Here is a 22,290-nt window from a genome sequence, read left to right on the forward strand (position 1 = left end):
ACGAAAAGAGGAGGCATCTGCCCCCTCTTTTGAACCCTTCGCCGAAAAACTTACGCCGCGCCCATCACCTTGGCGGCCTTTTCGAAACGCTTGCGCTCGTTCGGATCGAGATAGAGCTTGCGCAGACGGATGGTCTTCGGCGTCACCTCGACCAGCTCGTCGTCCTGGATCCAGGCCAGCGCGCGCTCCAGCGTCATGCGGATCGGCGGCGTCAGCTTCACCGCCTCGTCCTTGCCGGCGGCGCGGATGTTGGTGAGCTTCTTGCCCTTGAGCACGTTCACTTCGAGGTCGTTGTCGCGGCTATGGATGCCGATGATCATGCCCTGATAGACCTTGACGCCCGGATCGATGATCATCGGGCCGCGGTCTTCAAGGTTCCACATGGCGTAGGCGACGGACTCGCCCTGCTCGTTGGAGATCAAGACGCCATTGGTGCGGCCGGGCAGCTCGCCCTTGTAGGGTTCATAGGCGAAGAACAGCCGGTTCATCACCGCGGTGCCGCGCGTGTCGGTCAAAAGTTCCGACTGGTAGCCGATCAGGCCGCGCGTCGGCGCGTGGAAGACGAGGCGCTGGCGGTTGCCGCCGGAGGGGCGCAGCTCGACCATCTCGGCCTTGCGCTCCGACATTTTCTGCACGACGACGCCGGCATGCTCCTCGTCGACGTCGATGACGACTTCCTCCACCGGCTCGAGCAATTCGCCGTTGTCACCCTTCTGCATGACAACGCGCGGACGCGACACGGCGAGCTCGAAACCCTCGCGGCGCATCGTCTCGATCAGCACCGCTAGCTGCAATTCGCCGCGGCCGGAGACGAAGAAGGAATCCTTGTCGGGCGATTCCTCGATCTTGAGCGCAACATTGCCTTCTGCCTCGCGCAGCAGGCGGTCGCGGATGACGCGGCTGGTCACCTTGTCACCCTCGGTGCCGGCAAGCGGGCTGTCATTGACGAGGAAGGACATGGTCACGGTCGGCGGGTCGATCGGCTGCGCATGCAGCGGCTCACTCACCGCCAGGTCGCAGAACGTGTCGGCGACGGTGCCTTTCGACAGGCCGGCGATGGCGACGATGTCGCCCGCCTGGGCTTCGTCGATCGGCTGGCGCTCGAGGCCGCGGAAGGCGAGGATCTTGGAGACGCGGCCGGTCTCGATCTGCGTGCCGTCATGGTGCAACACCTTGACCGCCTGGTTGGCCTTCAGCGTGCCGGACTCGATGCGGCCGGTGATGATGCGGCCGAGGAACGGATTGGCCTCGAGGATGGTGCCGATCATGCGGAACGGGCCGGGATGCACCGTCGGCGCCGGCACATGCTTGACGACGAGGTCGAACAGCGGCGCAAGCTGCTGGTCCTTAGGGCCTTCGGGGTTTTCCGACACCCAGCCGTCGCGGCCCGAACCGTAGAGGATCGGGAAATCGAGCTGCTCGTCGGTGGCGTCGAGCGCGGCGAACAGGTCGAACACCTCGTTGACCACTTCGATATGACGGGCGTCCGGACGGTCGATCTTGTTGATGACGACGATCGGTCGCAGGCCGACCTTGAGCGCCTTGCCGACGACGAACTTGGTCTGCGGCATCGGGCCTTCGGCGGCGTCGACGAGCACGATCGCCGAATCCACCATCGACAGGATGCGCTCGACCTCGCCGCCGAAATCGGCGTGTCCGGGGGTGTCGACGATGTTGATGCGGGTGCCGTGCCAGTCGACAGAGGTCGCCTTGGCCAGGATGGTGATGCCACGTTCTTTTTCGAGGTCGTTGGAATCCATGGCGCGCTCGGCGACGCGCTGGTTGTCGCGGAAGGCGCCGGACTGTTTCAGAAGCTGGTCGACCAGCGTGGTTTTGCCATGGTCGACGTGCGCGATGATCGCGATATTGCGGAGGTTCATTTTTCTGGTCTCGGGAACGTTGCAGGCAGCAGGCTTAACAAGCGCCGCCTTTTTCGGTTGCGCGGCTCATACAAGGTTTTTCGCAATTGCGAAAGGGGAGGCCCGGCCCCAAATAAATGGTCACTGATTCTTAAACGTCTTGGTGTGAAATGATTCTGTTAACCAATGCGGAACCTTTGAGGGGCCGGGCAGTTCGATGTTTATGACCGATCAGATGTCCAGATTGCGTCCGGTTCTTGCGTGGGCAGCACTTGGCGTGCTCATCGCGGCAGGCGCCGCGCAGTCGGCGGCAGCACTCAGGGAAGCCGACCCGATGACGCCACCCGACGCCAGGACCGCGCAGCAGATGTTCGCCGACGCGCCCGACGGCGTCGACCCGATCGTCACCGGTCCGGTCAGCGCCTCCTTCAAGCAGCGGCAGAAGGCCGCCAACTGCGACACCGCCGTCTGGCCGAAAATCCCCGCGACCTGCTACCCGGATTGATCTTCGCGGCAGCAATACGACAAGCGTGGCGTTCCGGCACACCCCCTCTGGCCTGCCGGAAATCTCCTCCGCAAGAGGGGAGATCAGATTTCGCATCGGCTTTCGCCAATCTCTAACGCTGAAGAATGGGCGGCAGCGGCAAAGCTGCCAATCTCCCCCCTTGCGGAGGAGATGTCCGGCAGGACAGAGGGGGGCCTCGCGCCGACCTTACGCCGACCGCACCGGATCGAGCGTCACCTTGTAAAGCTCGTTGTCGTCGCGATCCATCAGCCGCACGGTGAGCTGTTCGGTCGCGCCGGAAATATCGACCAGCCCGAAGAACTGCAGGCCCGCCGACGGCGGCAGGTTCTGGCCCTGCTCGGCGGTCGGTGCCTTGATGAATTTCAGCTCCGGCCCGAAGGTCATGTCGAGGTCGTTGGGGCCGAACGTGCCGGCGTGGATCGGGCCGGAGACGAATTCCCAGAACGGATTGAAATCCTGGAACTGCGCCTTGTCGGGGTTGTAGTAATGCGCCGCGGTGTAGTGCACGTCGGCGGTGAGCCACACCGTGTTGGTGATGCCGGCGTTCTTGATGAAGCGCAGCACGTCGGCGAACTCGAGCTCGCGGCCCTTCGGCGCGCCATTGTCGTTGTTGCTGACGGCCTCGAAGCCGACCTTCTTCGCCGCGTCGTCCCAGACGACCAGGCTGAGCGGCATGTCGGCGGCGATGATCTTCCAGGTCGCCCTGGAGTTGGCCAACTCGCGCTTCAGCCACTTGGACTGCTCCTCGCCGATCATCCGCGACTTCGGCGTCAGCGTTTCATCCAGATTGGGGCCGTTGGGGCCGCGATAGGAGCGCATGTCGAGGAAGAACACGTCGAGCAGCGGCCCATGTGAGATCTTGCGGTAGACGCGACCCGGCTCCGACGGCTCGTAGCGGATGGTGGTCATCTCATGGAAGGCGCGCGCGGCGCGGGCCGCCAGCACATGGATCGACTTTTCCTTGTAGCGGTCGTCGGCGGTGAGGTCTTTCGAATCCGACCAGTTGTTGAGCACCTCGTGGTCGTCCCACTGGTAGAAAGTCGGGCAGATGGCGGAGAGGCCAAGCACATGCTTGTCCATCATGTTGTACTTCCACTGGTCGCGGTACTCGTCGAGCGTCTCGGCGACCTTGCGCTTACCGTCAAGCATGACGACGTTCTTCCACTTGCCGCCGCCCGGCAGGTCGACCTCGTCCTTCAAGGCGCCGTCGGCATAGATGGTGTCGCCGGAATGCAGGAAGAAGTCCGGCGTGTGCTTGGCGATGGTCGAGTAGGTCTTCATGCCGGTCTCGTCGATGCCCCAGCCCTGGCCGGCCGTGTCGCCAGACCAGGCGAAGCGCACGTCGCGCTTCGACGACGGCGCGGTGCGGAAGCGGCCGACGATCGGCTCGGAGAGCGCGTTGATGTCGGAAAGATCGGCGGCAGTCATACGGTAGAAGATGTCCTGGTCCGAGGCGAGATCGGTGAGCAGCCGCTTCACCGTGTAGTCGCTGGCCGGCGAGGTATCGAGCGCAGCCAGCCGGGTGGCGTTGGCGAAGCTTTCGGTGGTCGACACTTCATACATCACACGCGCCGGACGGTCGGTGCGCGTCCACACCATCCCGGAGGTAGCATCGACGTCGCCGGACTGGACGCCATGCGTGAAGGCGGGGCGCTGGTTGGCGCGGGAATAATAAGGCAAAGCCAGTCCGGAAGCGCCGACAAGGCCGAAGGCGCTTGCCGAGGTGACGAAAGCGCGGCGGGTCAACGAGAGCTTGTTCATGGCTGTCTCCGGTATGGCGTTGAACGGGACCGCCAAGCTCTCGCCTCAATGTTTCAGGCGCATTTCGGAACCATGAAGTTTTGATAACAAACCACAGCTCTTCCCTTCTCCCCTTGTGGGAGAAGGTGAAGTCACGCCTTAGGCCGCCTGCGGCTCCGGCTCGAAAGCCGGCCTGTCGGTGTTGATCAGCAGCGAGATACAGGCCGCCGCGATGCCGGTCATGCCGGCGATCAGGAAGGCGAGCTCGTAGTTGCCCTGCAGCTCGCGCATCGTGCCGCCAAAGGCGGCCGCGGCCGCGGCACCCACCTGGTGCCCGGCGACGATCCAGCCGAACACGATCGGCCCGCTGCGGTCACCGAAGGCCTCGTTGGCGAGCCTGAGCGTCGGCGGCACGGTGGCAATCCAGTCGAGGCCGTAGAGCACGGCGAAGATGACCAGGCTGGTGGCCGAGAAGCCGGAATAGGGCAGGTAGATCAGCGACAGCCCGCGCACGGCGTAATAGACGCCGAGCAGCTTGCGCGGATCGAAGCGGTCGGTGAGCCAGCCGGACAGCGTGGTGCCGATCAGGTCGAAAATGCCCATCATCGACAACAGTCCGGCGGCCTGCACCTCGCCGATGCCCATGTCGCCGCAGAAGGCGATGAGATGCGTGCCGACGAGCCCGTTGGTGGTGAAGCCGCAGACGAAGAAGGTGGCGAACAGATACCAGAACACTCGGGTTCCGGCCGCGCGGCGCAGCGTGTTCAGCGTGTGCGCCAGGAAATTGCCTTGCGATGCCGGCGACACCGGCGGCACGTCGTTCGCATCGGCGCCGTAGCGCACCTGGCCGATCGAGGCGGGGCGCTCGGGCACCAGCAGCAGGACGAAGGGTATCAGGGCCGCCGTCGCGATCGCCACGGCGATCGCCACCGGCTTCCAGCCGCCGTTCTGCGCCAGCGAGGCGATCAGCGGCAGGAACACCAGCATGCCGGTGGCGCTGGAGGCCGACATCAGACCCATCATCAGGCCGCGATTGGTCTTGAACCAGCGGTTGACGATGGTGGCTCCCAACACGCTCGCCACCGCGCCGGAGCCGATGCCGGAAAACACGCCCCAGGTGAGGAAAAGATGCCAGGGCTCGGTCATCAACAGGCTGAGCGCGGTCGATCCCGACATCACCACCAGCGCGCCGAGCAGTGTGCGGCGCAGCCCGATGCGCTCCATCAGCGCAGCGGCGAAGGGGCCGGTCAGGCCGTAGAGCAGGATGCCGACGCTGGCGGCCCAGGATGTCACGTCGCGGCGCCAGCCGAAGCTTTCTTCCAGCGGCACCATCATCACCGAGGGTGCCGAGCGAAGCCCGGCAGCGATCAAAAGGCAGAAGAAGATGACGGCAACGACGACGAAAGCGTAGTGCTGGCCAAACGGGCGGGACTGAGCTATCATGTTACTGACCGGTACGTTGCAATGAGGAGGAACCCTACATACGTACCGGTCAGTAACATTGTCAAGCAGGTTGTTTGGATGCCATCGGACAATAAAATTGAAGCATCGTTGAACGCGGCCCCTGCTCCCAGGGCGGCGGACAAGATCCTCGACGTGGCGCGCGACCTTTTTTATCGCGAAGGCATCCGGGCGATCGGCGTCGACGAGATCGTCAAGCGCGCCGGCGTCACCAAGCCGAGCCTTTACCGAAGCTTCCCCTCCAAGGATGAGCTCGCCGCCTCCTATCTGCGCAAATACGACCTCGAATTCTGGGAACGCTTCGACGAGGCGGTCGACGCGCATCCCGGCAATCCGCGCGCGCAGATCATCGCTTTCCTGACCCGCGTCGGCAAACGCACGCAGAAGTCGGATTACCGCGGCTGCGGCATGACCAACGCCGCGGTCGAGTATCCGGAGCGCGGCCATCCGGCTCGCATCGTCAGCGAGAACAACAAGCAGGAACTGCGCCGGCGCCTGCGCGCCATGGCCGCCGCGATGGGCGCCGCCGATTCCGACACGCTGGGCGACGGCCTGCTGCTCCTCATCGAAGGCGCCTATATCAGCGGCCAGCTTTTCGGCCTTGGCGGGCCTGCCGCGGCGGTGGCCCGCAACGCCGACCTCCTGATCGAAGCAAGCTTGAAGAAATAGCAATTGAAGCTACGCTCCCGGCAACTCGAACGGAGTTGTCAGCCATGCGCGCTCTTCTGATCCCGCTCGCTCTCGCCGGTCTCTGCCAAACGGCTCACGCCGGCGACACTTCCAGCGCCTACACCGATCTCGACTGGAAAAAGGACTGTGTGACCTATGCCCAGGCTGGTCAGAATGACGGCGACTGGGCGAACCTGGTCTGCTCCGGTTATCGCGGCTACCCTGTGCTGATCGGCTATGACGACGCGCGCGAGTCCGTCTATTATGGCTTTCCATCCGACGACATGACCGCTGTCTGGGAGAGCTTCACCGGCTTCAACGGCTCCGGCCCCAAGGTCGAGTGGCGGATCGAGACCAATGGCGATGTCGCCATCCCCTTCGCCGCCATCCATCGCCGCTCGGTGAGCCACCCTGACGACGACAAATCGACCGACGTGCTGATCGTCGCCAAGGTGGCGCAGCCGGAGGAGCATCAGGGCTGCACCGTCGGACTGGTTTTGGCCACCGGCAACCCGCAGGCCAACGACCAGGCGCGCAAGCTCGCCGACGAGAAGGCCAAGACCTTCGTCTGCGGCAAGGACAAGCGCGAAGTGATCGGCGACGTGCCTCCCTTCGGCCGGGTGGATAACTAGCCGCTCCCCGCCAATCATTGGGCCAACACCAGATCGGGTTCCCATTCGCCGCGGCGCCTAGTAAACCCTTGCGCGATCGCAGTCGGTCTCGGGAGGTTCCGCTTGTCCAATATTGTCAGCGTCGCGAACGAGAACGGCGTGGCTGTGGTCACCATCGACAACCCGCCGGTCAATGCGCTGAGTTTTCACGTCCGCAAACCGCTGTATGAGGCGCTCGCCGCGCTGCGCGACGATCCCGCCGCCAAAGCGATCGTCATCGCTTGCGCCGGGCGCACTTTCGTCGCCGGCGCCGACATCACCGAATTCGGCAAGCCGCTCCAGCAGCCGGAACTGCGCGCCATCATCGCCTTTCTGGAAACCATCGCCAAGCCGACGGTCGCCGCCATTCACGGCACGGCGCTGGGAGGCGGACTGGAGCTGGCGCTCGGCTGCCATTTTCGCGTCGCGGACAGCGGCGCGAAACTCGGCCTGCCGGAAGTGAAGCTCGGCCTGCTGCCGGGCGGCGGCGGCACGGTGCGCCTGCCGCGCCTGGTAGGTGCCGCGAAAGCGCTCGGCATGATCGTTTCCGGAGTGCCGGTTTCGGCCGGCGAGGCGAAGGCCGCCGGCTTCGTGGACACGGTCTTCGAGGGCGACCTGATTGCCCAGGCCATTCGTTTCGCCGACGAAATGGTCGCGCGGGGCGGACCGTTCGTGCCGGTGCGCGACCGCAACGACCGCCTTGCCGGGACCGACCTCGCCGCTTTCGGCGCTCAGGCGGCTGAGCTGGCCCGGAAAGCCCGGGGACTGGAAGCGCCGCTTGCCTGCGCCGAGGCCGTGCGCAACGCGATCACCCTGCCGTTCGACTTAGCACTTGCGGCCGAGCGGCAGCTTTTCCTGAAACTCGTTTCCGGCGATCAGTCGCGCGCGCAGCGGCATCTGTTCTTCGCCGAACGCGAGGCGGCGAAGATTCCCGGCAAGGACCTGCGGAAGCGCCAAATCGCCCGCGTCGGCATCATCGGCGCCGGCACCATGGGCGGCGGCATCGCCATGGCCTTCGCCAATGGCGGCTTGCCGGTGACTTTGCTCGAAACCAGCGAGGAAGCGCTGCGGCGCGGGTTGGCGACGATCGAGAAGAACTATGCCGTTTCGGTCAGCCGTGGCTCGCTGAGCGAAGACGCCAGGCAGAAGCGGCTCGGCCTGTTCAAGGGCAGCACTGACTATGCCGACCTTGCCGGTTGCGACCTCATCATCGAGGCCGTGTTCGAGGACATGGCGGTGAAGAAGGAGGTGTTCAGCAGGCTCGACGCCATCGCCAGGTCCGGCGCCATCCTCGCCACCAACACCTCCTATCTCGATGTCAATGAAATCGCCGCCTCGACGTCGCGGCCGCAAGACGTGCTCGGCATGCATTTCTTTTCGCCGGCAAACGTCATGAAGCTGCTGGAGATCGTTCGCGCCGAAAAGACCGCGCCCGAGGTGCTGGCGACGGTCGCCGATCTCGCCCGGCGCATCGGCAAGGTGGCGGTCGTCGTCGGCGTCTGCCACGGCTTCGTCGGCAACCGCATGCTGGCCGCGCGCGGCGCCGAGAACGAGGCGCTGTTGCTTGAGGGCGCAACGCCAAGCCAGGTCGACAAGGCCTTCACCGATTTCGGCTGGCCGATGGGGCCGTTCCAGATGGGCGACCTCGCCGGCCTCGACATCGGCTGGCGCAACCGCAAGGCGCGCGGCCAGACGGCGGTGATTGCCGATGCGCTGTGCGAGCAGGGCCATTTCGGTCAGAAGACCGGGCGCGGCTGGTACCGCTATGAGGCTGGCTCTCGCGAGCCGGTCGCGGATTTGGAAGTCGAAGCGCTTATTCGCACCAAGGCGGAAGAGCTGGAGATCGCCCGGCGCGAGATCGGCGCCGACGAGATCATCGAGCGCACGCTCTATCCCCTGGTCAACGAGGGCGCGAGGATACTCGAAGAAGGTATCGCCGCGCGGGCGTCCGACATCGATGTCGTCTGGGTCAATGGCTACGGCTTCCCGATCGGCAAGGGCGGGCCGATGTTCTGGGCGGGGCTTGAGGGCGCGGGCAGGATCGTCGAGCGACTGGAGTTTTGGCATGGGCAAACGGGGCGTGCGATCTTCGAGCCGGCGCCGGCGTTGAGAAGGTTTGCCGAGACGGGGGCCTGGGAGGTTGCGGGCGGATAGTGCGGTTACGCTGCGTTCCTTCGCACCCCCCTCTGTCCCGCCAGCGTTCCCACGTTCACACAGCCCACAGTCCAAATTTGACCATGTGGACAAATCTCAGCCACCGTTCCATAGTCTCGCTCGTCTGACATTTTTGAACGGCCGGCTCGACACGGCTGTCGAACAGAGGGGCACTTCAATGGAAAACGAACGTAGCAAAACGCAACGCATGGGCCTGTCGCGACGCAACGTGCTGGAACTCGGCGTGCTCGGCCTGGCGGCGACCGTGCTGCCCGGCGCGGCCTTCGCCAAGGACAAGAAGCTGAAGGTGGCGGCGATCTTCGCTACGCCGATCGAGGAGCCGTGGGACAACCAGATCCATGTCGCCTTGCAGAAGGCGGTGAAGGAGCTGGGCATCGACTACAAATGGTCGGAAAAGGTGCAGACCGCCGACTTCAGCCGCGTGATGCGCGAATATGCGCAGGGTGGCTACCAGCTGGTGCTGGGCGACGCCTTCGCCGCCGAGCGCGAATCGCGAAAGACCGCCAAACAGTTCCCGAAGACGGCCTGGCTGTTCGGCTCCGGCGCCGGCCCGGCCGAACCCAATTTCGGCGTCTTCGACAACTGGATCCATGAACCGGCCTATCTCTCCGGCATGATCGCGGGAAAGATGTCGAAGTCCGGCACGGTCGGCGCGGTCGCGGCGATGGGCATTCCGGAAGTGAACCGGCTGGTCAATGCTTTCTTTGCCGGTGCCAAGGAGGTCAACCCGAACGTCAAGAAGAAGGTCGCCTTCATCGGCTCCTTCTTCGATCCGCCCAAGGCCAAGGAAGCGGCCGTGGCGCAGATCGACGCCGGTGTCGACGTCATCTACGCCGAGCGCTTCGGCGTCATTGAGGCGGCGGTGGAGAAGAAGATCTTCGCCATCTCCAACATGTCCGACCAGTCGAGCCTCGGTCCCGATACGGTCATCACCGGCCCGGTGTGGGACATGTACCCGACGGTCGAGCAGGCGATCAAGCTGGTCAAGGCCGGCGTCTTCACCGCGCAGGACTATGGCGATTTCTCGCGCATGGCCAAGGGCGGCTCCTATCTCGCGCCCTTCCACAAGTTCGACAAGACGCTGCCGGCGGATGTGAAGGACCTGGTCGAGAAGAAGAAGGCCGAGATCCTCGAAGGCAATTTCCGCGTCGACGTCGACGAGAACACGCCGGTTTCGGATTGAGCGCTTCGGCTCGAGGCTAGCGCCAAGCCCCCCTCTCTGCCCAGCCGGGCATCTCCCCCTCAATCGGGGAGATTGGCGGCTTCGGTCTTGGCGCTTTTCCTGCGACGTAGAAGATTGGCGAAAGCCGGCGTGACATCTGATCTCCCCCCTCGAGGGGGAGATGGCCGGCAGGGCCAGAGAGGGGGGCCTCGCGCTGCCCTAAAGCATGTCTCCCGAAAGTGGGAACCGGTTTCGGGATAAAGACATGCGTAAAATCAAAGACGTAAAGCGCATGGAGCGAATCCGAAGGATCGCGACGCGCTTTAGGCGGTTGGCCGTATCGCAAGTCAGGAGCACCCTTGTCTGCCCCACTCATCGAAATGCGCGGCATCACCAAGAGCTTCGGCGCCGTCAAGGCGAACGAGGCCGTCGACCTCAGCGTCGCGCCTGGCGAGATCCTCGGCCTGTTGGGCGAGAATGGCGCCGGCAAGACGACGCTGATGAACGTGCTGTTCGGCGCCTATGCGCCCGATGCCGGCGAGATCCTGGTCGAAGGCAGGCCCGTCGCCATCCACAATTCGGCCGACGCCCTGGCCGCCGGCATCGGCATGGTGCATCAGCATTTCCACCTCGCGCCGCGCCTCACGGTGCTGGAGAACCTCCTGATCGGAATTCCCGGCAAATCCGGCCGCATCGATCGTGCGCGCGGGCTTGCCCGCCTGAACGAGATCGGCCGGCAGTATGGGCTGAGCCTCGATCCGAACCTCCCAGTCTCGGCTTTGTCGGTCGGCGAGCAGCAGCGGCTGGAAATCATCAAGGCGCTGTTTCGCGGCGCGAAGCTTCTGATCCTCGACGAGCCGACGGCGGTGCTGGCGCCGAGCGAGGTCGACGGCCTGTTCGCCGCCTTGCGCTCGATGGCCACGCAAGGGCTCGGCATCATCTTCATCTCGCACAAGCTGAACGAAGTCAGGGCCCTCACCCATCGCTGCGTCGTCCTGCGCCACGGCAAGGTCGTCGGCCGCGTCGACCATCCGGCACAAACGACTTCGGCCGAAATGGCGAAGCTGATGTGCGGCCACGAAATCGTGCCACCGATCAGGGAAGCTTCGACGCCCGGTGCTTCCGTGCTGACGCTCGATGGCATTTCCACCTCCGGCCATGCTGGCACGCCGCTGCGCGACGTCTCGCTTTCCGTCCGTTCAGGCGAGATCCTGGGCATTGCCGGCGTCTCCGGCAACGGCCAGCGGGCGCTGGCCGACGTTATTTCCGGCATGCTGCCGCCCAGGGCCGGAGCGATGACGATAGCCGGCAAAGCGGTCGCGCGGTTTTCGCCGCGTGACCTGCAGGCGCTCGGCCTCGGCCGCATACCCGAAGACCGGATGACCACCGGCCTGGTGACCAACCTGCCTTTGGCCGATTCCATGGTGCTGCCGCGCATCGGCACCGAGGCCTTCAGCCGCAAGGGGCTGCTCAATCCGGCTGCGATCCGCGCTTTCGCAGAGGAACAGATCAAGGCCTATGACATTCGCTGCCCCGGGCCGATGGTGCGCGCCGGCGCGCTGTCCGGCGGCAATCTGCAGAAGGCGCTCTTGGCCCGCGAGCTCGCTTTCGATCCGAAGGTGCTGATCGTCTCGCAGCCGACACGCGGCCTCGACATCGGCGCCGCCCGCTTCATCCATGAAAAATTCCTCGCCATGCGCGCCAAGGGCTGCGGCATCATCGTCATCGGCGAGGACCTCGAGGAATTGCTGATGCTCTCGGATCGCATCGCCGTGATGTATGAGGGCCGCATCGCCGGCACGCTTCCCAGCGCGGACGCCACCGTCGCGAGGCTCGGCCTGATGATGACCGGCGCCGGTCACACCGAGGAGGCGGCCTGATGTTTCGCCTCGAAGCCCGCACATCGACACCGGCCTGGTTCAATCTCGCGCTGCCGCTGTTGGCTATCGCCGCCACGCTCGTCCTGTGCAGCGGCCTGATCGCCATAGCCGGCGCCGGCGTCGTTGATGCCTACGGGGTGATGCTCTCGGCATCGCTCGGCGACAGCTACGCTATCACCGAGACGCTGGTGCGCGCCGCCCCCATGATCTTCACCGGTCTTGCCGTGGCGATCGCTTTCCGCGCCAAATTCTGGAACATCGGCGCCGAGGGCCAGCTGCTGGCCGGCGCGGTGGCGAGCTGTTTCGTCGGCGCGATCCCGATGCCGGGCTACCTCGCCATGCTTCTGATGGCGCTGGCGGGTGCCGCCGCTGGCGCGCTCGTCGCGCTGGTGCCGGCGACATTGCGGGTAAAATTCAAGGTCGACGATGTGGTCAGCTCGCTGCTGCTCAACTCGGTCATCTATTACGCGCTGATGGCGCTGATCGAGGGGCCGTGGAAGGACAGCTTCTCCGGCTATCCGATCTCGCCGCCGATCGAGGATTCGGCCAATTTCCCGGTGCTGATGGAAGGCACCCGCCTCCATCTCGGCGTCATCGTCGCGCTGATCGCGGCACCGCTTTGCTGGTTCTTGATCGCGCGCACCACGCTCGGCTTCCGCATCCGCGTCACCGGCGAGAATCCGGAAGCGGCGCGCTACGGCGGCATCAACGTGCAGCGTGTGCTGCTCTCGACGGCTCTGCTCTCCGGCGCGCTGGCGGGCTTGGCCGGCGTCGGCGAGGTTGGCGGCGTGCACTTCCAGGTGATGAGCGACATCTCGCCGGGCTATGGCTATTCCGGCATCGTCGTCGCCATGCTCGCCAGGCTCAACCCGCTCGGCGTGGTGCCGGCGGCGATCTTCCTGGCCGCCGTCATGACCGGCGCCGAGGCGATGTCGCGCGCGACCGGCGTGCCGGCTTTCCTCAGCGACGTCATCCAGGGCACGGCTTTGCTTGCCATGCTGGTGGCGCTGCTCTTCACCGCCTACCGCATCCGCCGCGTGGGAGCGCCCGCATGAGCGCGGTATTCGAGCAGATTTTCCAGGTCGGCTTCCTCGCCGCCATCATCCGCATCGCCACGCCGCTCGCCTTCGCGACGCTTGGCGAAATGTTTTCCGAGCGCGCCGGCGTGCTCAATCTCGGCATCGAGGGCATCATGCTGCTCTGCGCCATGGCCGGCTTCACCGCCGCCAGCCTGAGCGGCAGCCTGTGGCTCGGCGTTCTGGTGGCGGTGCTCACCGGCGCCCTAATGGGCGCGCTGCATGCGCTGTTCACGGTGGCGCTGGGCCTCAGCCAGCATGTCTGCGGCATCGGCGTGACTTTGTTCTCATCGGGTCTTGCCTATTTCCTCTACCGGCTGATCTTCGGCCAGCAATCGGTGCCGCCGAGCATCGACGGCTTCAAGCCGGTGCCCATCCCGCTGCTCTCGGACATACCGGTGCTCGGCCCTGCCGTGTTCAACCAGTTCACGCTGGTTTATCTGGCGATCGTCGCCGTCCCGCTTGCCGCTTTCGTGCTCTACCGCACGCCATGGGGGCTTTCGGTGCGCATGGTCGGCGAAAACCCGCGCGCGGCGGACTCGGCCGGCGTCAGCGTCATCGCCACGCGCTTCCAGGCGGTGATCCTCGGCGGCGCGCTGATGGGCCTTGCCGGCGCCTTCCTCACCATGGCGCAGTTCAACGCCTTCACCTTCGGCGTCGTCTCGGGCCGCGGCTGGGTGGCGATCGCGCTGGTCGTGTTCGGCCGCTGGGATCCGTGGCGCTCGGCCGGCGCCGCGCTGCTCTTCGCCTTCGTCGACGCGCTGCAGCTCAGGATGCAGGCCAGCGGCCTCGGCCACATCCCTTACGAAGCCTTCCTGATGCTGCCCTTCATCTTCACTATCGTCGCCATGGCCTTCATGTCGCGCAACGCGGTCGCGCCATCGGCGCTGCTGAAGCCGTTCCGGAGGGAAGAACGGTAGCAAGGATTTCCTCGCCCCACGAAAGTGGGGAGAGATGGCCGCGAAGCGGCCGGAGAGGGGGCTGCGACGCCGGTGATTTTCGCCGGTACGCGAAGGTCGAGCCCTCTCCCCTCTCCGTCTCGGCTTCGCCGAGCCACCTCTCCCCACTTTCGTGGGGCGAGGAAAAGGCCTCAGATCGCCGTGAACGCGTTGTCCACGAACAAATGCGCGCCGTTGACGAAGCTCGATTCGTCGCTGGCGAGGAACAGCGCCGCCTTCGCCACCTCTTCCGGCTCGCCGATGCGGCCCTGCTGCGCGGCCATGGCCGCGTCGGAAACGTCGACGCCGAGCTTGCCGAGATCGGCCACTTCGCGCAGGCCGTGCGGCGTGCGGATGAAGCCGGGACAGACGGCGTTGCAGCGGATGTTGCGGTCGCGGAATTCCACCGCGATGGCGCGGGCGAACATGTGGCAGGCGCCTTTGGTCGTGTCGTAGAGCACCTCGTTCGGCGTCGCCGCCACCGCCGAGATCGACGAGGTGCAGACGATCGAGCCGCCGCCCGCGGCGATCATCCCGGGCAGCACCGCGCGCGTCATCAAGAACATCGAGCGCACATTGACGGCATGCAGCCAGTCCCATTCCTGCAGCGTCGTCTCCAGGAACGGCTTGATGACGATCGTGCCGGCATGGTTGAACAGCACCGTGACCGGACCGAGCTTCGCCGTCGCTGCTTTCACCGCCGCTTCGACCTGCGCCTCGTCCGAAACGTCGGCCACGAAATGTTCGGCGACATGGCCCCGCGCCCGGATCGCCGCGGCAGTCTTGCCCGCCGCCTCGCCATTGCGGTCGATGATCGCCACCTTGGCGCCTTCGGCGGCAAACAACTCCGAAGCCGCCCCGCCCATGCCTGTCGCGCCGCCCGAAACGATAGCGACCTTGCCCGCCAGCCTTCCAGCCATTCTTTTTGCTCCTTCAGCGCCGCCCATGTCGGCCCAAGCGGATGCTATCCATCATGCGCGAGGCGGCCAAGACCGTTCGAGCGATTGGATAATGTGCCTGTGAACGCCGCGAAAACGGCCGATTTTCAACCCGTTCGGCCAGATCGCCTATGTTCCGGTATCGGCTGCATCGCCTGCGCTGCGAGTATGAAAAACCACGATCCGTCCTCTTTCAAAAAATTCATTCCAGAAATTGCCCGAAAATAGCAATCGACAAAGTCTACTAACTTTATAGATTAATGGTCGAGACGGAGGCCGATATGTCCTATATCCAGAACGCTCAGACCGCCCGCAAAGGGCAAAGGCTGACAGCCGACCAGAGCTGGAGGCCCGCCTATGGCGGTACCTTCGCCTATCTCGTCTTCGCGCTTGCGTTCGTGTTCACCGGCGCGGTGGTGCTGGGGCTGATCCCCTGATCCAAGGCGGGCCGAGACCCGCCGTCAAACAATCTGAGTTGAGTAACCGGAGTGGAAAACTGGCCGAGCGCCGGGGCGTCGTCATGCGCCTGCGTCTCGGACTTGGTTCGAAGGCTTTGGAGCGGGGCAAGCCAACGTGATGGAGGAGATGGCAATGCCGATCGAGTTCACGCATGTTCCAGGCAAGCTTGCCAATGGCAGCTTCTTCTACGATTTCGCCGAAACCGCGACCAAATTGTCGCTGATCGAGGACGCCGGTTTCCGCAGGCTGGTGGTGGACGATCCGGCCGGGCTGCTCACCAACATGGACATCGCCGCCCAGACGCTCGACCGCACCGGTTCGCTCGAAGTCGTGCTGACGCATTGGGCCGGCGTGATCGAGCCGACGGTGGCGGCAAGGCAGCTCGCGGCGCTCGATCGCAAAAGCGGCGGCCGCCTGTCGCTGCGCATGCTGAGCGAGCCGCTGGAAGACAGCGACGCCGAGGCGCGGCCGATCGGCCACAGCGTCGTGTGGCAGCGCATCGACGAATATCTGGTGCTTCTGAAGCGGCTGTGGTCGAACGACAGGCCCTTCGACCATGAAGGCGCCTTCTACAGCGTCAAGGGCGGCTTCGTGCCGCGCAAGGGTCCGCATGGCGCCGACCTCGCCATCCGCCTCGGCGGGCAGTCCGGGACAGCCCTGAAGGTCGCCGGCAAGCATGCCGATGTCTTCGAGCTGGCAGCCGGCTCCGCGGACGAGGTCGCGCGATTGATGCAGCGCGTGCGCGGCGCCGCGGCCGAGCATGGCCGCGCCGGCAGGTTGCGCTTCGCGCTGCCGATCCGTATTCACCCGGACGGCTGGACCGGCACCCCGGATCACAAGGCGGTCGAGCTTGCCGGGCCGCCGGCGCGGATTGCCCTGGCGCTGCTGCCCTATGCGGCGCTTGGCATCGAAGAGTTCATGATCAGCGGCGTCGACCGTCCAGGCAACATCGCGCGCATCGGGCGCGAGACGATCACGCTGGTCGCGAATTCGCTGGCGCGACGCGAGGCCGAGGTTCCGCAGCCGGGAATGCTTGCATCCCATCCCGTCGCCGAGATCTATGCAGGCTGAGCAGGCCGGATCCGGCGGCAATCCGCCTACGGGTCGGTGCTTTCCAGGGAATGTCTATTCGACGTTCCCCGCATGGCTGGAGTAATCCAGGCCGTCCATCACGTAGTCCGCGAACAGGAAGTCGCGGATGCCGGCGATCCGGCCGTTCTCCCAATCGATGAGGATGAAGTAGCGCGGCGGCCCGTCCGGACGTTCCGGGCTGGTGACCAGGATGGCGGCCCGGTCTTCGACAAGTCCGGTCGTGAAATGCCAATGCGTTTCGTCGGCATAGCGGCCGAAATAATTCCCGACATATTCCTTGCCGTCGGCGCGCAGCCGGTTGACCAGCTCCAGCTTGACGTCCTCTGCCAGCAGGTCGCGCAAGGCATCGAAGTCCCTGGCGTTGAAGGCGGCCACATAGTCGCCGAGACGCCGCATGTCCTGCCGGTCGAGCGCCGGGCGGGGCGACGCCATGCGCGGCACGGCCGCCAGCTTGCTCAGGCTCTCGCGGCCCCGCTGCAGCGCCCCCTTGATCGCCGTATCGGAGGTTTCGAGGATTTCGCCGATCTCCTCCAGGCTGTGTCCCAGCACATCCTTCAGCACGACCGCGCATCTTTGCGCCGGCGGCAGCTGCATCAGCTCGGCCAGGCTCGCCTCGGTAGCGATGCGCGCGTCCAGCGCCGAATTCTCGTCGGCGATCGTGTCGAGCTCGACCTCGCTTTCACGCCCCCGCGAGCGGGCGCGCTTGCGCAGGAAATCGAGGGCGGCGTTGTGCGCGATGCGAAACAGCCAGGGTTCGGTCTTGTCGGGCATGTCGCCATTCCTGATCGCCCCGAAGCCTTTGGCCAAAGCCTCCTGGACGATGTCCTCGCCGTCGATGACCGATCCGACCATGCGCGAAGCGTAGCGGTGCAACTTGGCCCTCAGGCCGGCAGCTTCGCGCTCGAAGGCGCGAAGCCTGGTTTCGGCCGCCGCAACGGACTGATTCTGCGAACCGGTCACGCGTCCTCCTGGTTCTCGACTCCGCCCGTATGGGAATAGGTCGTGTGACCCATCATGCTCTCGCCGGCGGCCAGCTCGACGACGCTCTTCATGTAGTCGGCGAAGCGGGGATCGCTGCGGAAGGCAGCGATGTCGTCGGCCGAGCGCCATTGCGAGATATTGGCGACCTTGCTGCCGTCGCCGCCGACGACCACGGACGACGACAGCGAGCCCGGCTGCTTGCTGAAGAAGCTTCTCGTGCCTTCGGCAAGCGTCTTGGCGAGTTCCTGCTGCTTGCCCGGCTTGGCGGTGAAGACGTTGATCAGGGTCACTGTGGTCGACATGGCTAGGCTCCGTTTGTCCTGATGGCGGAGGCCGTCGCGGCTCTCGCACCTGTTACGACCCTCAAGACGAAGCCGGAACCGAAAACGGAACGGTGGGACGAAAAAAAATTCGATGAAACCCAAAAAACCTTCAGCGCGCCGCGACCGCGAGCTGCCGCAACGCGGCGACGACGGCCTCCGAATCCGCCAGCGCGCCGAAGACGCCGTCCTCGACCGTCACCATATGCAGCGCCGCTTCGTGCGCATATTGGTCGCCGCTGGCGCAGGCGTCCGAAATCGTCAGGCACTGGAAGTTGCGGTCGCAGGCCTCGCGCAATGTGGTGTGCACGCAGACATCCGTCGTGCAGCCGGTGAACATCAGATGCGTCACGCCGCGCGAGCGCAGGACGAGCTCCAGGTCCGTATAGGTGAAGGCGCTGTTGCAGGTCTTGTCGATGATGATGTCCTGCGGCGCCACGTCGATGTCGGCGGAGATCTGGAAGCCCGGGCCTGAGCGCAGCAGGACATCGGTTCCATCGAGGCCCGCCCGCTTGCGGCGCCATTTCTCATAGGGCGTCATGTCGGCCATGTCGGCGCGATAGCCTTGCCTGGTGTGAATGATGGTGAGGCCGGCGGCGCGGGCCGCCCCAATCAGCCGGTTGACTGCCGGCAGGATGGCCCTCAGCGGCGACGGATCGTAACCCTTCCTGGCGAAATAGCCCGTCGGCGACAGGAAGTCCTCCTGCAGGTCGATCGCCAGCAGCGCCGTGTGCCGCGGCTCCAGCCTGCCGTCATAGGGAAAGTCGAAGGGTATCGCCTTGATCATCGGCCGCCTGCCTTGGCGCGATTCCGGAAAAGTGCATAGCGGTCAGGTTCGGCGTCTTCGCCGTGACCTTCTGTCCGGAATTGCGCGAAAATAAGATTTGGTCACGCCGCGCATCGTGCCCGGCAACGGCATTGGCGTCCAGACCTCACCGCTTCCCCAATGCCGTTGCGAATTGTTGATCGATACAGTCACCTTTAGAGTTGACTCGGAAAGTCATGTTTCATAGTCAACCGGCATTGGCCGCCTGCCCGGATGGCGGGCCGCTGCATTGGAGACGGATGTTGGCCGGAGCTGGGACAGCCTTTCATGTCGACGCCGTGCGCTTCGCCGTCGACGGCCGCACGCTGCTCGGTCCGGTCTCGCTCGAGCTGCGCCATTCGCGCGTCTACGGGCTTGTCGGCCACAACGGCTCGGGCAAGTCGACCCTGGTCAAGCTTTTGGCACGCCAGCAGCAGGCGAGTTCCGGCGACATCCGCTTCGCCGAGCGTCCGCTTGCCGGCTGGGGCGCGCGCGAGCTGGCGCGCGCGCTGGCCTATCTGCCGCAGACGACGCCGGCAGCGACCGGGCTGACGGTGCGCGAGCTGGCGGCGCTCGGGCGCTATCCCTGGCACGGCGCGCTCGGCCGTTTCGGCTCGCAGGACAAAGGCCAGGTCGAGGAAGCGCTGGCGCTGACCGACATGACCGCCTTCGCCGACGGCTGGTCGACGAGCTTTCCGGTGGCGAGCGGCAGCGCGCCTGGCTTGCCATGCTGGTGGCGCAGAATGCCGGCGTCATGCTGCTCGACGAGCCGATCTCGGCGCTCGATATCGCGCATCAGGTCGAGGTGCTGGCGCTGGTCAAGGAGCTCAGCCGCAAGCGCGACCTGTGCGTCGTCGTTGTGCTGCACGACCCCAACATGGCGGCGCGCTATTGCGACGAGCTGATCGCGCTGAAGCAAGGCCGCCTGCTGAGGCGCGGCACGCCGGACGAGATCATGCGAGGGCCCGTGCTCGAGGAGATTTTCGGCGTCGAGATGGGCGTGCTCAAGCATCCCGTCACCGGCCAGCCGATCGGTTACGTGCAATGATGAAGCGAGGACGAGCCTTGTCCCGAAACGGTCTTTTCGCGGCGCTCGCCGCGTCCCTCATTCTTTCGGCTGGCCTCGCCAAGGCGCAGGAACAGCCGGCGGCGCAGCAACCGGCGGCGCCCGCCGCGCAGGCCCCACTCAAGCAGACGCCGGCAGCGCAAGCACCGGCCGCTCCGGCTCCGCAAATGCCGGCGGCGCAGGCGCCTGTCGCCACGCCGGTGGAACCGGGCAGCGAGCCGGCTCCGGGCGAAGAGCACTCCATCTCGCTGGCGCTGCCGCATGACCTGTCGCCCTGGGGCATGTTCATGAATGCCGACATCGTCGTCAAGGCGGTCATGGTCGGGCTGGCCTTTGCGTCCCTCGTCACCTGGACGATCTGGCTCGCCAAGTCGCTGGAGGTGTTCGGCGGCAAGCTGAGGGCCCGTCGCGCCGCCGATGCGATCGGCAGCGCCGCGACGCTGATGCAGGCCGGCCGGGAACTCGGCCACAGCGGCGGTCCGGGCGCGCTTCTGGTGCGGGCGGCGGAAGAGGAACGCGCGCTTTCGGCCGGCGCGCTGGACCACGCCTCCGGCGACGGCCTTAAGGAACGCGTCGCCTCCAGGCTTTCGCGCATCGAGGCGGCGGCCTCCCGGCGCATGTCGCGCGGCACCGGTCTGCTCGCCACCATCGGCTCGACGGCGCCCTTCGTCGGCCTGTTCGGCACCGTATGGGGCATTATGAACGCCTTCATCGGCATCTCGCAGGCGCAGACCACCAACCTCGCCGTCGTGGCGCCGGGTATTGCCGAAGCGCTGCTTGCGACCGCGATGGGCCTTGTCGCGGCCATTCCGGCGGTCGTCATCTACAACGTCTTCGCGCGCTCGATAGCTGGCTACAGGCAGATCCTCGCCGACGCTTCCGCCGGCGTCGAGCGGCTGGTGAGCCGCGACCTCGATTTCCGCACCGTGCCGCCGGCGACGGCCATGGCGGCGGAGTAACGGCGATGGCGGCGCGCATTCGCGAGACGGCCGGCGACGATCTCGAGGAAAGCCACGACATCAACGTCACGCCGTTCATCGACGTCATCCTGGTGCTCCTGATCATCTTCATGGTCGCCGCACCTCTCGCCACCGTCGACGTCAATGTCGACCTGCCCGGATCGACGGCGACGCCGGCGCCGCGGCCGCAGACGCCTTTGTTCCTGACCTTGAAAAGCGATCTCACACTGGCGATCGGCAATGACGGCGTGCCGCGTCCGGCCTTTGCCGGGGTGCTCGACGCCCGCACCAAGGGCGACAAGCAGACGCGCATCTTCCTGCGCGCCGACAAGACGGTCGGCTATGGCGACCTGATGGAGGTGATGAACCTGCTGCGCCGCGCCGGCTATCTCAAGGTCGCGCTGGTCGGCCTCGAAACAGCTGGCGATGCCGGCGGGCAGGCCGCGCCCGGAATGCCCATGGCCGGTGCGGCCCCCTCCCCGGCACCGGGCGGAAGCGCGGCGCCATGACGGTCGCCGCTCTTTCCGGCATTTCCCGGCCGCGCTTCGGCGCGCGTGAGGCCGGCCTGTGGGCGGGCGCCGCCACGATCGTTCTGGCCGCGCATGTGGCGGTCGCCTATGCGGTGCAGAACTCGAGTTTCGCCGATGTGCAGGATGGCGGTCCGCCGCCGGCGCTGGCGGTCGAGATGGCGCCGCTGGTGATCGCGCCGACCGTGCCGGAAGAGGCGGCGATGCTGGACACGGTGACGCCGGAGCCGCCGGATGCGGCGGACACGGAAAAGCCCGTCGAGGTAAAACCGGTGACAGATCCAACGCCTGCGGTGGAACGGGCCGCGCCCGCAGCCGAACAGCCATCCGATGCCGACGATACGCAGGAAGCCGAGCAGGTCGCGCTGGCGGAACAGGCCATTGCAGCGCTGAGCGAGCAGCAGCCGCTGGACGAGGTCGTGCCGGACCCCATCGAGGCGATCGCCCCTGACGTCGTCATTCCGCTGCCGCAGCCGAAGCCGGTGGAAGCGGAGGTGAAGGTGCAGAAGCCGGTCGAACCCAGGAAGAAGGCCGAGAAGAAACCGGTCGAAAAGCCGAGAGAACGGGTGAAGAAGGAAAAGGCGCCGCCACCCAGGGCGACGACCACCGCCAGCATCGACGCCAAGGCGGCGGCGAAGGCCGCGGCGCCACAATCCTCGAATGTGGCGCCGCGCTCGAGCGTCAGCCCGTCGCGATGGAATTCCAGCCTGGCGGCATGGATCAGACGGCACACCCGCTATCCGAGCCCGGCGCGCTCCAGGCGGGCCGAGGGTACGCCGAGCGTGACCTTCACGGTCGACACCTCAGGCCGAGTGGTCTCGGCCCGGTTGGCGCGATCCTCGGGCGACGGCGACCTCGACCGCGCGGCGCTCGGCGCGTTGCAGGGCGCCTCGGTGCCGGCCCCGCCGGCCGAACTCGGCGCGCGCGTCACCCGCACCGCGCCCTTCGTCTTCAGCCTGCGGGACTAGGCAGCGCACTCAAACTTTCAGGCTTGACTGGTGGACGGT

General features: G+C 65.7%; 19 protein-coding genes and 2 pseudogenes. 14 read left to right on the forward strand and 7 right to left on the reverse strand.

Translation table 11 applies throughout. From position 1 onward, the window contains the following. Positions 1-50 precede the first annotated feature (50 nt). Positions 51-1,880, reverse strand: coding sequence for a translational GTPase TypA (gene typA, locus LB572_RS28275; protein ID WP_140807251.1), 1,830 nt, complete (start codon positions 1,878-1,880; stop codon positions 51-53). A gap of 214 nt (positions 1,881-2,094) precedes the next feature. On the opposite strand from typA, the gene LB572_RS28280 reads away from it, so the two are divergent. Continuing rightward, a complete protein-coding gene (locus tag LB572_RS28280) occupies positions 2,095-2,364 on the forward strand; it encodes a hypothetical protein (protein WP_224670074.1) in 270 nt (89 codons plus the stop codon). Positions 2,365-2,571: 207 nt separating this feature from the next. Here the strand turns inward: LB572_RS28280 and LB572_RS28285 are convergent, their stop codons facing one another. Together LB572_RS28285 and LB572_RS28290 are read right to left on the reverse strand one after the other, a co-directional pair. Further along, a complete protein-coding gene (locus LB572_RS28285) occupies positions 2,572-4,146 on the reverse strand; it encodes an alkaline phosphatase D family protein (RefSeq protein WP_224670075.1) in 1,575 nt (524 codons plus the stop codon). A 138-nt stretch (positions 4,147-4,284) separates the two neighbouring features. Continuing rightward, positions 4,285-5,568, reverse strand: coding sequence for an MFS transporter (locus LB572_RS28290; protein WP_224670076.1), 1,284 nt, complete (start codon positions 5,566-5,568; stop codon positions 4,285-4,287). 78 nt (positions 5,569-5,646) lie between these two features. On the opposite strand from LB572_RS28290, the gene LB572_RS28295 reads away from it, so the two are divergent. The 7 genes and pseudogenes from LB572_RS28295 (at position 5,647) to LB572_RS28330 (ending at position 14,118) form a co-directional block, all read left to right on the forward strand. Further along, positions 5,647-6,255, forward strand: a complete 609-nt coding sequence (locus LB572_RS28295) for a TetR/AcrR family transcriptional regulator (protein ID WP_224670077.1) — start codon at positions 5,647-5,649, stop codon at positions 6,253-6,255. A gap of 44 nt (positions 6,256-6,299) precedes the next feature. Further along, a complete protein-coding gene (locus LB572_RS28300; RefSeq protein WP_224670078.1) occupies positions 6,300-6,887 on the forward strand; it encodes a hypothetical protein in 588 nt (195 codons plus the stop codon). A gap of 102 nt (positions 6,888-6,989) precedes the next feature. Next, on the forward strand, positions 6,990-9,059 hold the full coding sequence (locus LB572_RS28305) for a 3-hydroxyacyl-CoA dehydrogenase NAD-binding domain-containing protein (protein ID WP_224670079.1): 2,070 nt from the start codon (positions 6,990-6,992) through the stop codon (positions 9,057-9,059). A gap of 178 nt (positions 9,060-9,237) precedes the next feature. Continuing rightward, on the forward strand, positions 9,238-10,263 hold the full coding sequence (locus tag LB572_RS28310; protein WP_224670080.1) for a BMP family protein: 1,026 nt from the start codon (positions 9,238-9,240) through the stop codon (positions 10,261-10,263). A gap of 359 nt (positions 10,264-10,622) precedes the next feature. After that, a pseudogene (locus tag LB572_RS28315) lies at positions 10,623-11,873 on the forward strand (ABC transporter ATP-binding protein); the annotation flags it as partial. Positions 11,874-12,121: 248 nt separating this feature from the next. Beyond that, positions 12,122-13,177, forward strand: a complete 1,056-nt coding sequence (locus LB572_RS28325; RefSeq protein WP_140805649.1) for an ABC transporter permease — start codon at positions 12,122-12,124, stop codon at positions 13,175-13,177. Continuing rightward, on the forward strand, positions 13,174-14,118 hold the full coding sequence (locus LB572_RS28330; RefSeq protein ID WP_140805651.1) for an ABC transporter permease: 945 nt from the start codon (positions 13,174-13,176) through the stop codon (positions 14,116-14,118). Before LB572_RS28325 ends, LB572_RS28330 begins: the two co-directional genes overlap by 4 nt. A gap of 170 nt (positions 14,119-14,288) precedes the next feature. On the opposite strand, the gene LB572_RS28335 is transcribed toward LB572_RS28330, so the two are convergent. Next, positions 14,289-15,056 (reverse strand): SDR family NAD(P)-dependent oxidoreductase, encoded by a 768-nt coding sequence (locus LB572_RS28335; protein ID WP_140805653.1) that lies wholly within the window; start codon positions 15,054-15,056, stop codon positions 14,289-14,291. Between the two features lie 299 nt (positions 15,057-15,355). On the opposite strand from LB572_RS28335, the gene LB572_RS28340 reads away from it, so the two are divergent. Then, positions 15,356-15,511, forward strand: a complete 156-nt coding sequence (locus LB572_RS28340; RefSeq protein WP_095816548.1) for a hypothetical protein — start codon at positions 15,356-15,358, stop codon at positions 15,509-15,511. 154 nt (positions 15,512-15,665) lie between these two features. Then, positions 15,666-16,604 (forward strand): LLM class flavin-dependent oxidoreductase, encoded by a 939-nt coding sequence (locus LB572_RS28345; protein WP_224670081.1) that lies wholly within the window; start codon positions 15,666-15,668, stop codon positions 16,602-16,604. A gap of 54 nt (positions 16,605-16,658) precedes the next feature. Here LB572_RS28345 and LB572_RS28350 read toward each other — a convergent pair whose 3' ends face one another. From LB572_RS28350 to LB572_RS28360, 3 genes are all read right to left on the reverse strand, one after another. Beyond that, positions 16,659-17,585: a sigma-70 family RNA polymerase sigma factor gene (locus tag LB572_RS28350; protein WP_224670082.1), complete on the reverse strand. Its 927-nt coding sequence runs from the start codon at positions 17,583-17,585 to the stop codon at positions 16,659-16,661. Next, positions 17,582-17,908, reverse strand: a complete 327-nt coding sequence (locus LB572_RS28355) for a putative quinol monooxygenase (RefSeq protein WP_224670083.1) — start codon at positions 17,906-17,908, stop codon at positions 17,582-17,584. Before LB572_RS28355 ends, LB572_RS28350 begins: the two co-directional genes overlap by 4 nt. A 130-nt stretch (positions 17,909-18,038) precedes the next feature. Further along, positions 18,039-18,713 (reverse strand): cysteine hydrolase family protein, encoded by a 675-nt coding sequence (locus LB572_RS28360; protein ID WP_224670084.1) that lies wholly within the window; start codon positions 18,711-18,713, stop codon positions 18,039-18,041. Between the two features lie 278 nt (positions 18,714-18,991). On the opposite strand from LB572_RS28360, the pseudogene LB572_RS28365 reads away from it, so the two are divergent. The 4 genes and pseudogenes from LB572_RS28365 to LB572_RS28380 all read left to right on the forward strand — a co-directional run bounded on the left by LB572_RS28365 (position 18,992) and on the right by LB572_RS28380 (position 22,251). Then, positions 18,992-19,779: pseudogene (locus tag LB572_RS28365) on the forward strand (ATP-binding cassette domain-containing protein). Between the two features lie 17 nt (positions 19,780-19,796). Next, the gene (exbB, locus tag LB572_RS28370; protein ID WP_224670085.1) at positions 19,797-20,756 is read left to right on the forward strand and encodes a tonB-system energizer ExbB; all 960 of its coding nucleotides are present in this window, start codon (positions 19,797-19,799) and stop codon (positions 20,754-20,756) included. Positions 20,757-20,761: 5 nt separating this feature from the next. Beyond that, positions 20,762-21,265 carry a TonB system transport protein ExbD gene (gene exbD, locus LB572_RS28375; protein WP_224670086.1) on the forward strand — a complete coding sequence of 168 codons (504 nt, stop codon included), beginning with the start codon at positions 20,762-20,764 and terminating at the stop codon, positions 21,263-21,265. Continuing rightward, a complete protein-coding gene (locus LB572_RS28380) occupies positions 21,262-22,251 on the forward strand; it encodes an energy transducer TonB (RefSeq protein WP_224670087.1) in 990 nt (329 codons plus the stop codon). Before exbD ends, LB572_RS28380 begins: the two co-directional genes overlap by 4 nt. Positions 22,252-22,290 lie beyond the last annotated feature (39 nt).

Source organism: Mesorhizobium sp. BH1-1-5 (genome assembly GCF_020165615.1).
In the GTDB taxonomy this organism is placed as follows: Bacteria; Pseudomonadota; Alphaproteobacteria; order Rhizobiales; family Rhizobiaceae; genus Mesorhizobium.

Bases quoted from the DNA above. Each gene is read 5' to 3' on its own strand.
- LB572_RS28300 (WP_224670078.1), top strand. From the start codon at position 6,300: ATGCGCGCTCTTCTGATCCCGCTCGCTCTCGCCGGTCTCTGCCAAACG.
- LB572_RS28380 (WP_224670087.1), top strand. From the start codon at position 21,262: ATGACGGTCGCCGCTCTTTCCGGCATTTCCCGGCCGCGCTTCGGCGCG.
- LB572_RS28345 (WP_224670081.1), top strand. From the start codon at position 15,666: ATGCCGATCGAGTTCACGCATGTTCCAGGCAAGCTTGCCAATGGCAGC.
- LB572_RS28325 (WP_140805649.1), top strand. From the start codon at position 12,122: ATGTTTCGCCTCGAAGCCCGCACATCGACACCGGCCTGGTTCAATCTC.
- LB572_RS28285 (WP_224670075.1), bottom strand. From the start codon at position 4,146: ATGAACAAGCTCTCGTTGACCCGCCGCGCTTTCGTCACCTCGGCAAGC.
- LB572_RS28335 (WP_140805653.1), bottom strand. From the start codon at position 15,056: ATGGCTGGAAGGCTGGCGGGCAAGGTCGCTATCGTTTCGGGCGGCGCG.
- LB572_RS28340 (WP_095816548.1), top strand. From the start codon at position 15,356: ATGTCCTATATCCAGAACGCTCAGACCGCCCGCAAAGGGCAAAGGCTG.
- LB572_RS28330 (WP_140805651.1), top strand. From the start codon at position 13,174: ATGAGCGCGGTATTCGAGCAGATTTTCCAGGTCGGCTTCCTCGCCGCC.
- typA (WP_140807251.1), bottom strand. From the start codon at position 1,880: ATGAACCTCCGCAATATCGCGATCATCGCGCACGTCGACCATGGCAAA.
- LB572_RS28290 (WP_224670076.1), bottom strand. From the start codon at position 5,568: ATGATAGCTCAGTCCCGCCCGTTTGGCCAGCACTACGCTTTCGTCGTC.
- LB572_RS28360 (WP_224670084.1), bottom strand. From the start codon at position 18,713: ATGATCAAGGCGATACCCTTCGACTTTCCCTATGACGGCAGGCTGGAG.
- exbD (WP_224670086.1), top strand. From the start codon at position 20,762: ATGGCGGCGCGCATTCGCGAGACGGCCGGCGACGATCTCGAGGAAAGC.
- LB572_RS28310 (WP_224670080.1), top strand. From the start codon at position 9,238: ATGGAAAACGAACGTAGCAAAACGCAACGCATGGGCCTGTCGCGACGC.
- LB572_RS28355 (WP_224670083.1), bottom strand. From the start codon at position 17,908: ATGTCGACCACAGTGACCCTGATCAACGTCTTCACCGCCAAGCCGGGC.
- LB572_RS28280 (WP_224670074.1), top strand. From the start codon at position 2,095: ATGTCCAGATTGCGTCCGGTTCTTGCGTGGGCAGCACTTGGCGTGCTC.
- LB572_RS28295 (WP_224670077.1), top strand. From the start codon at position 5,647: ATGCCATCGGACAATAAAATTGAAGCATCGTTGAACGCGGCCCCTGCT.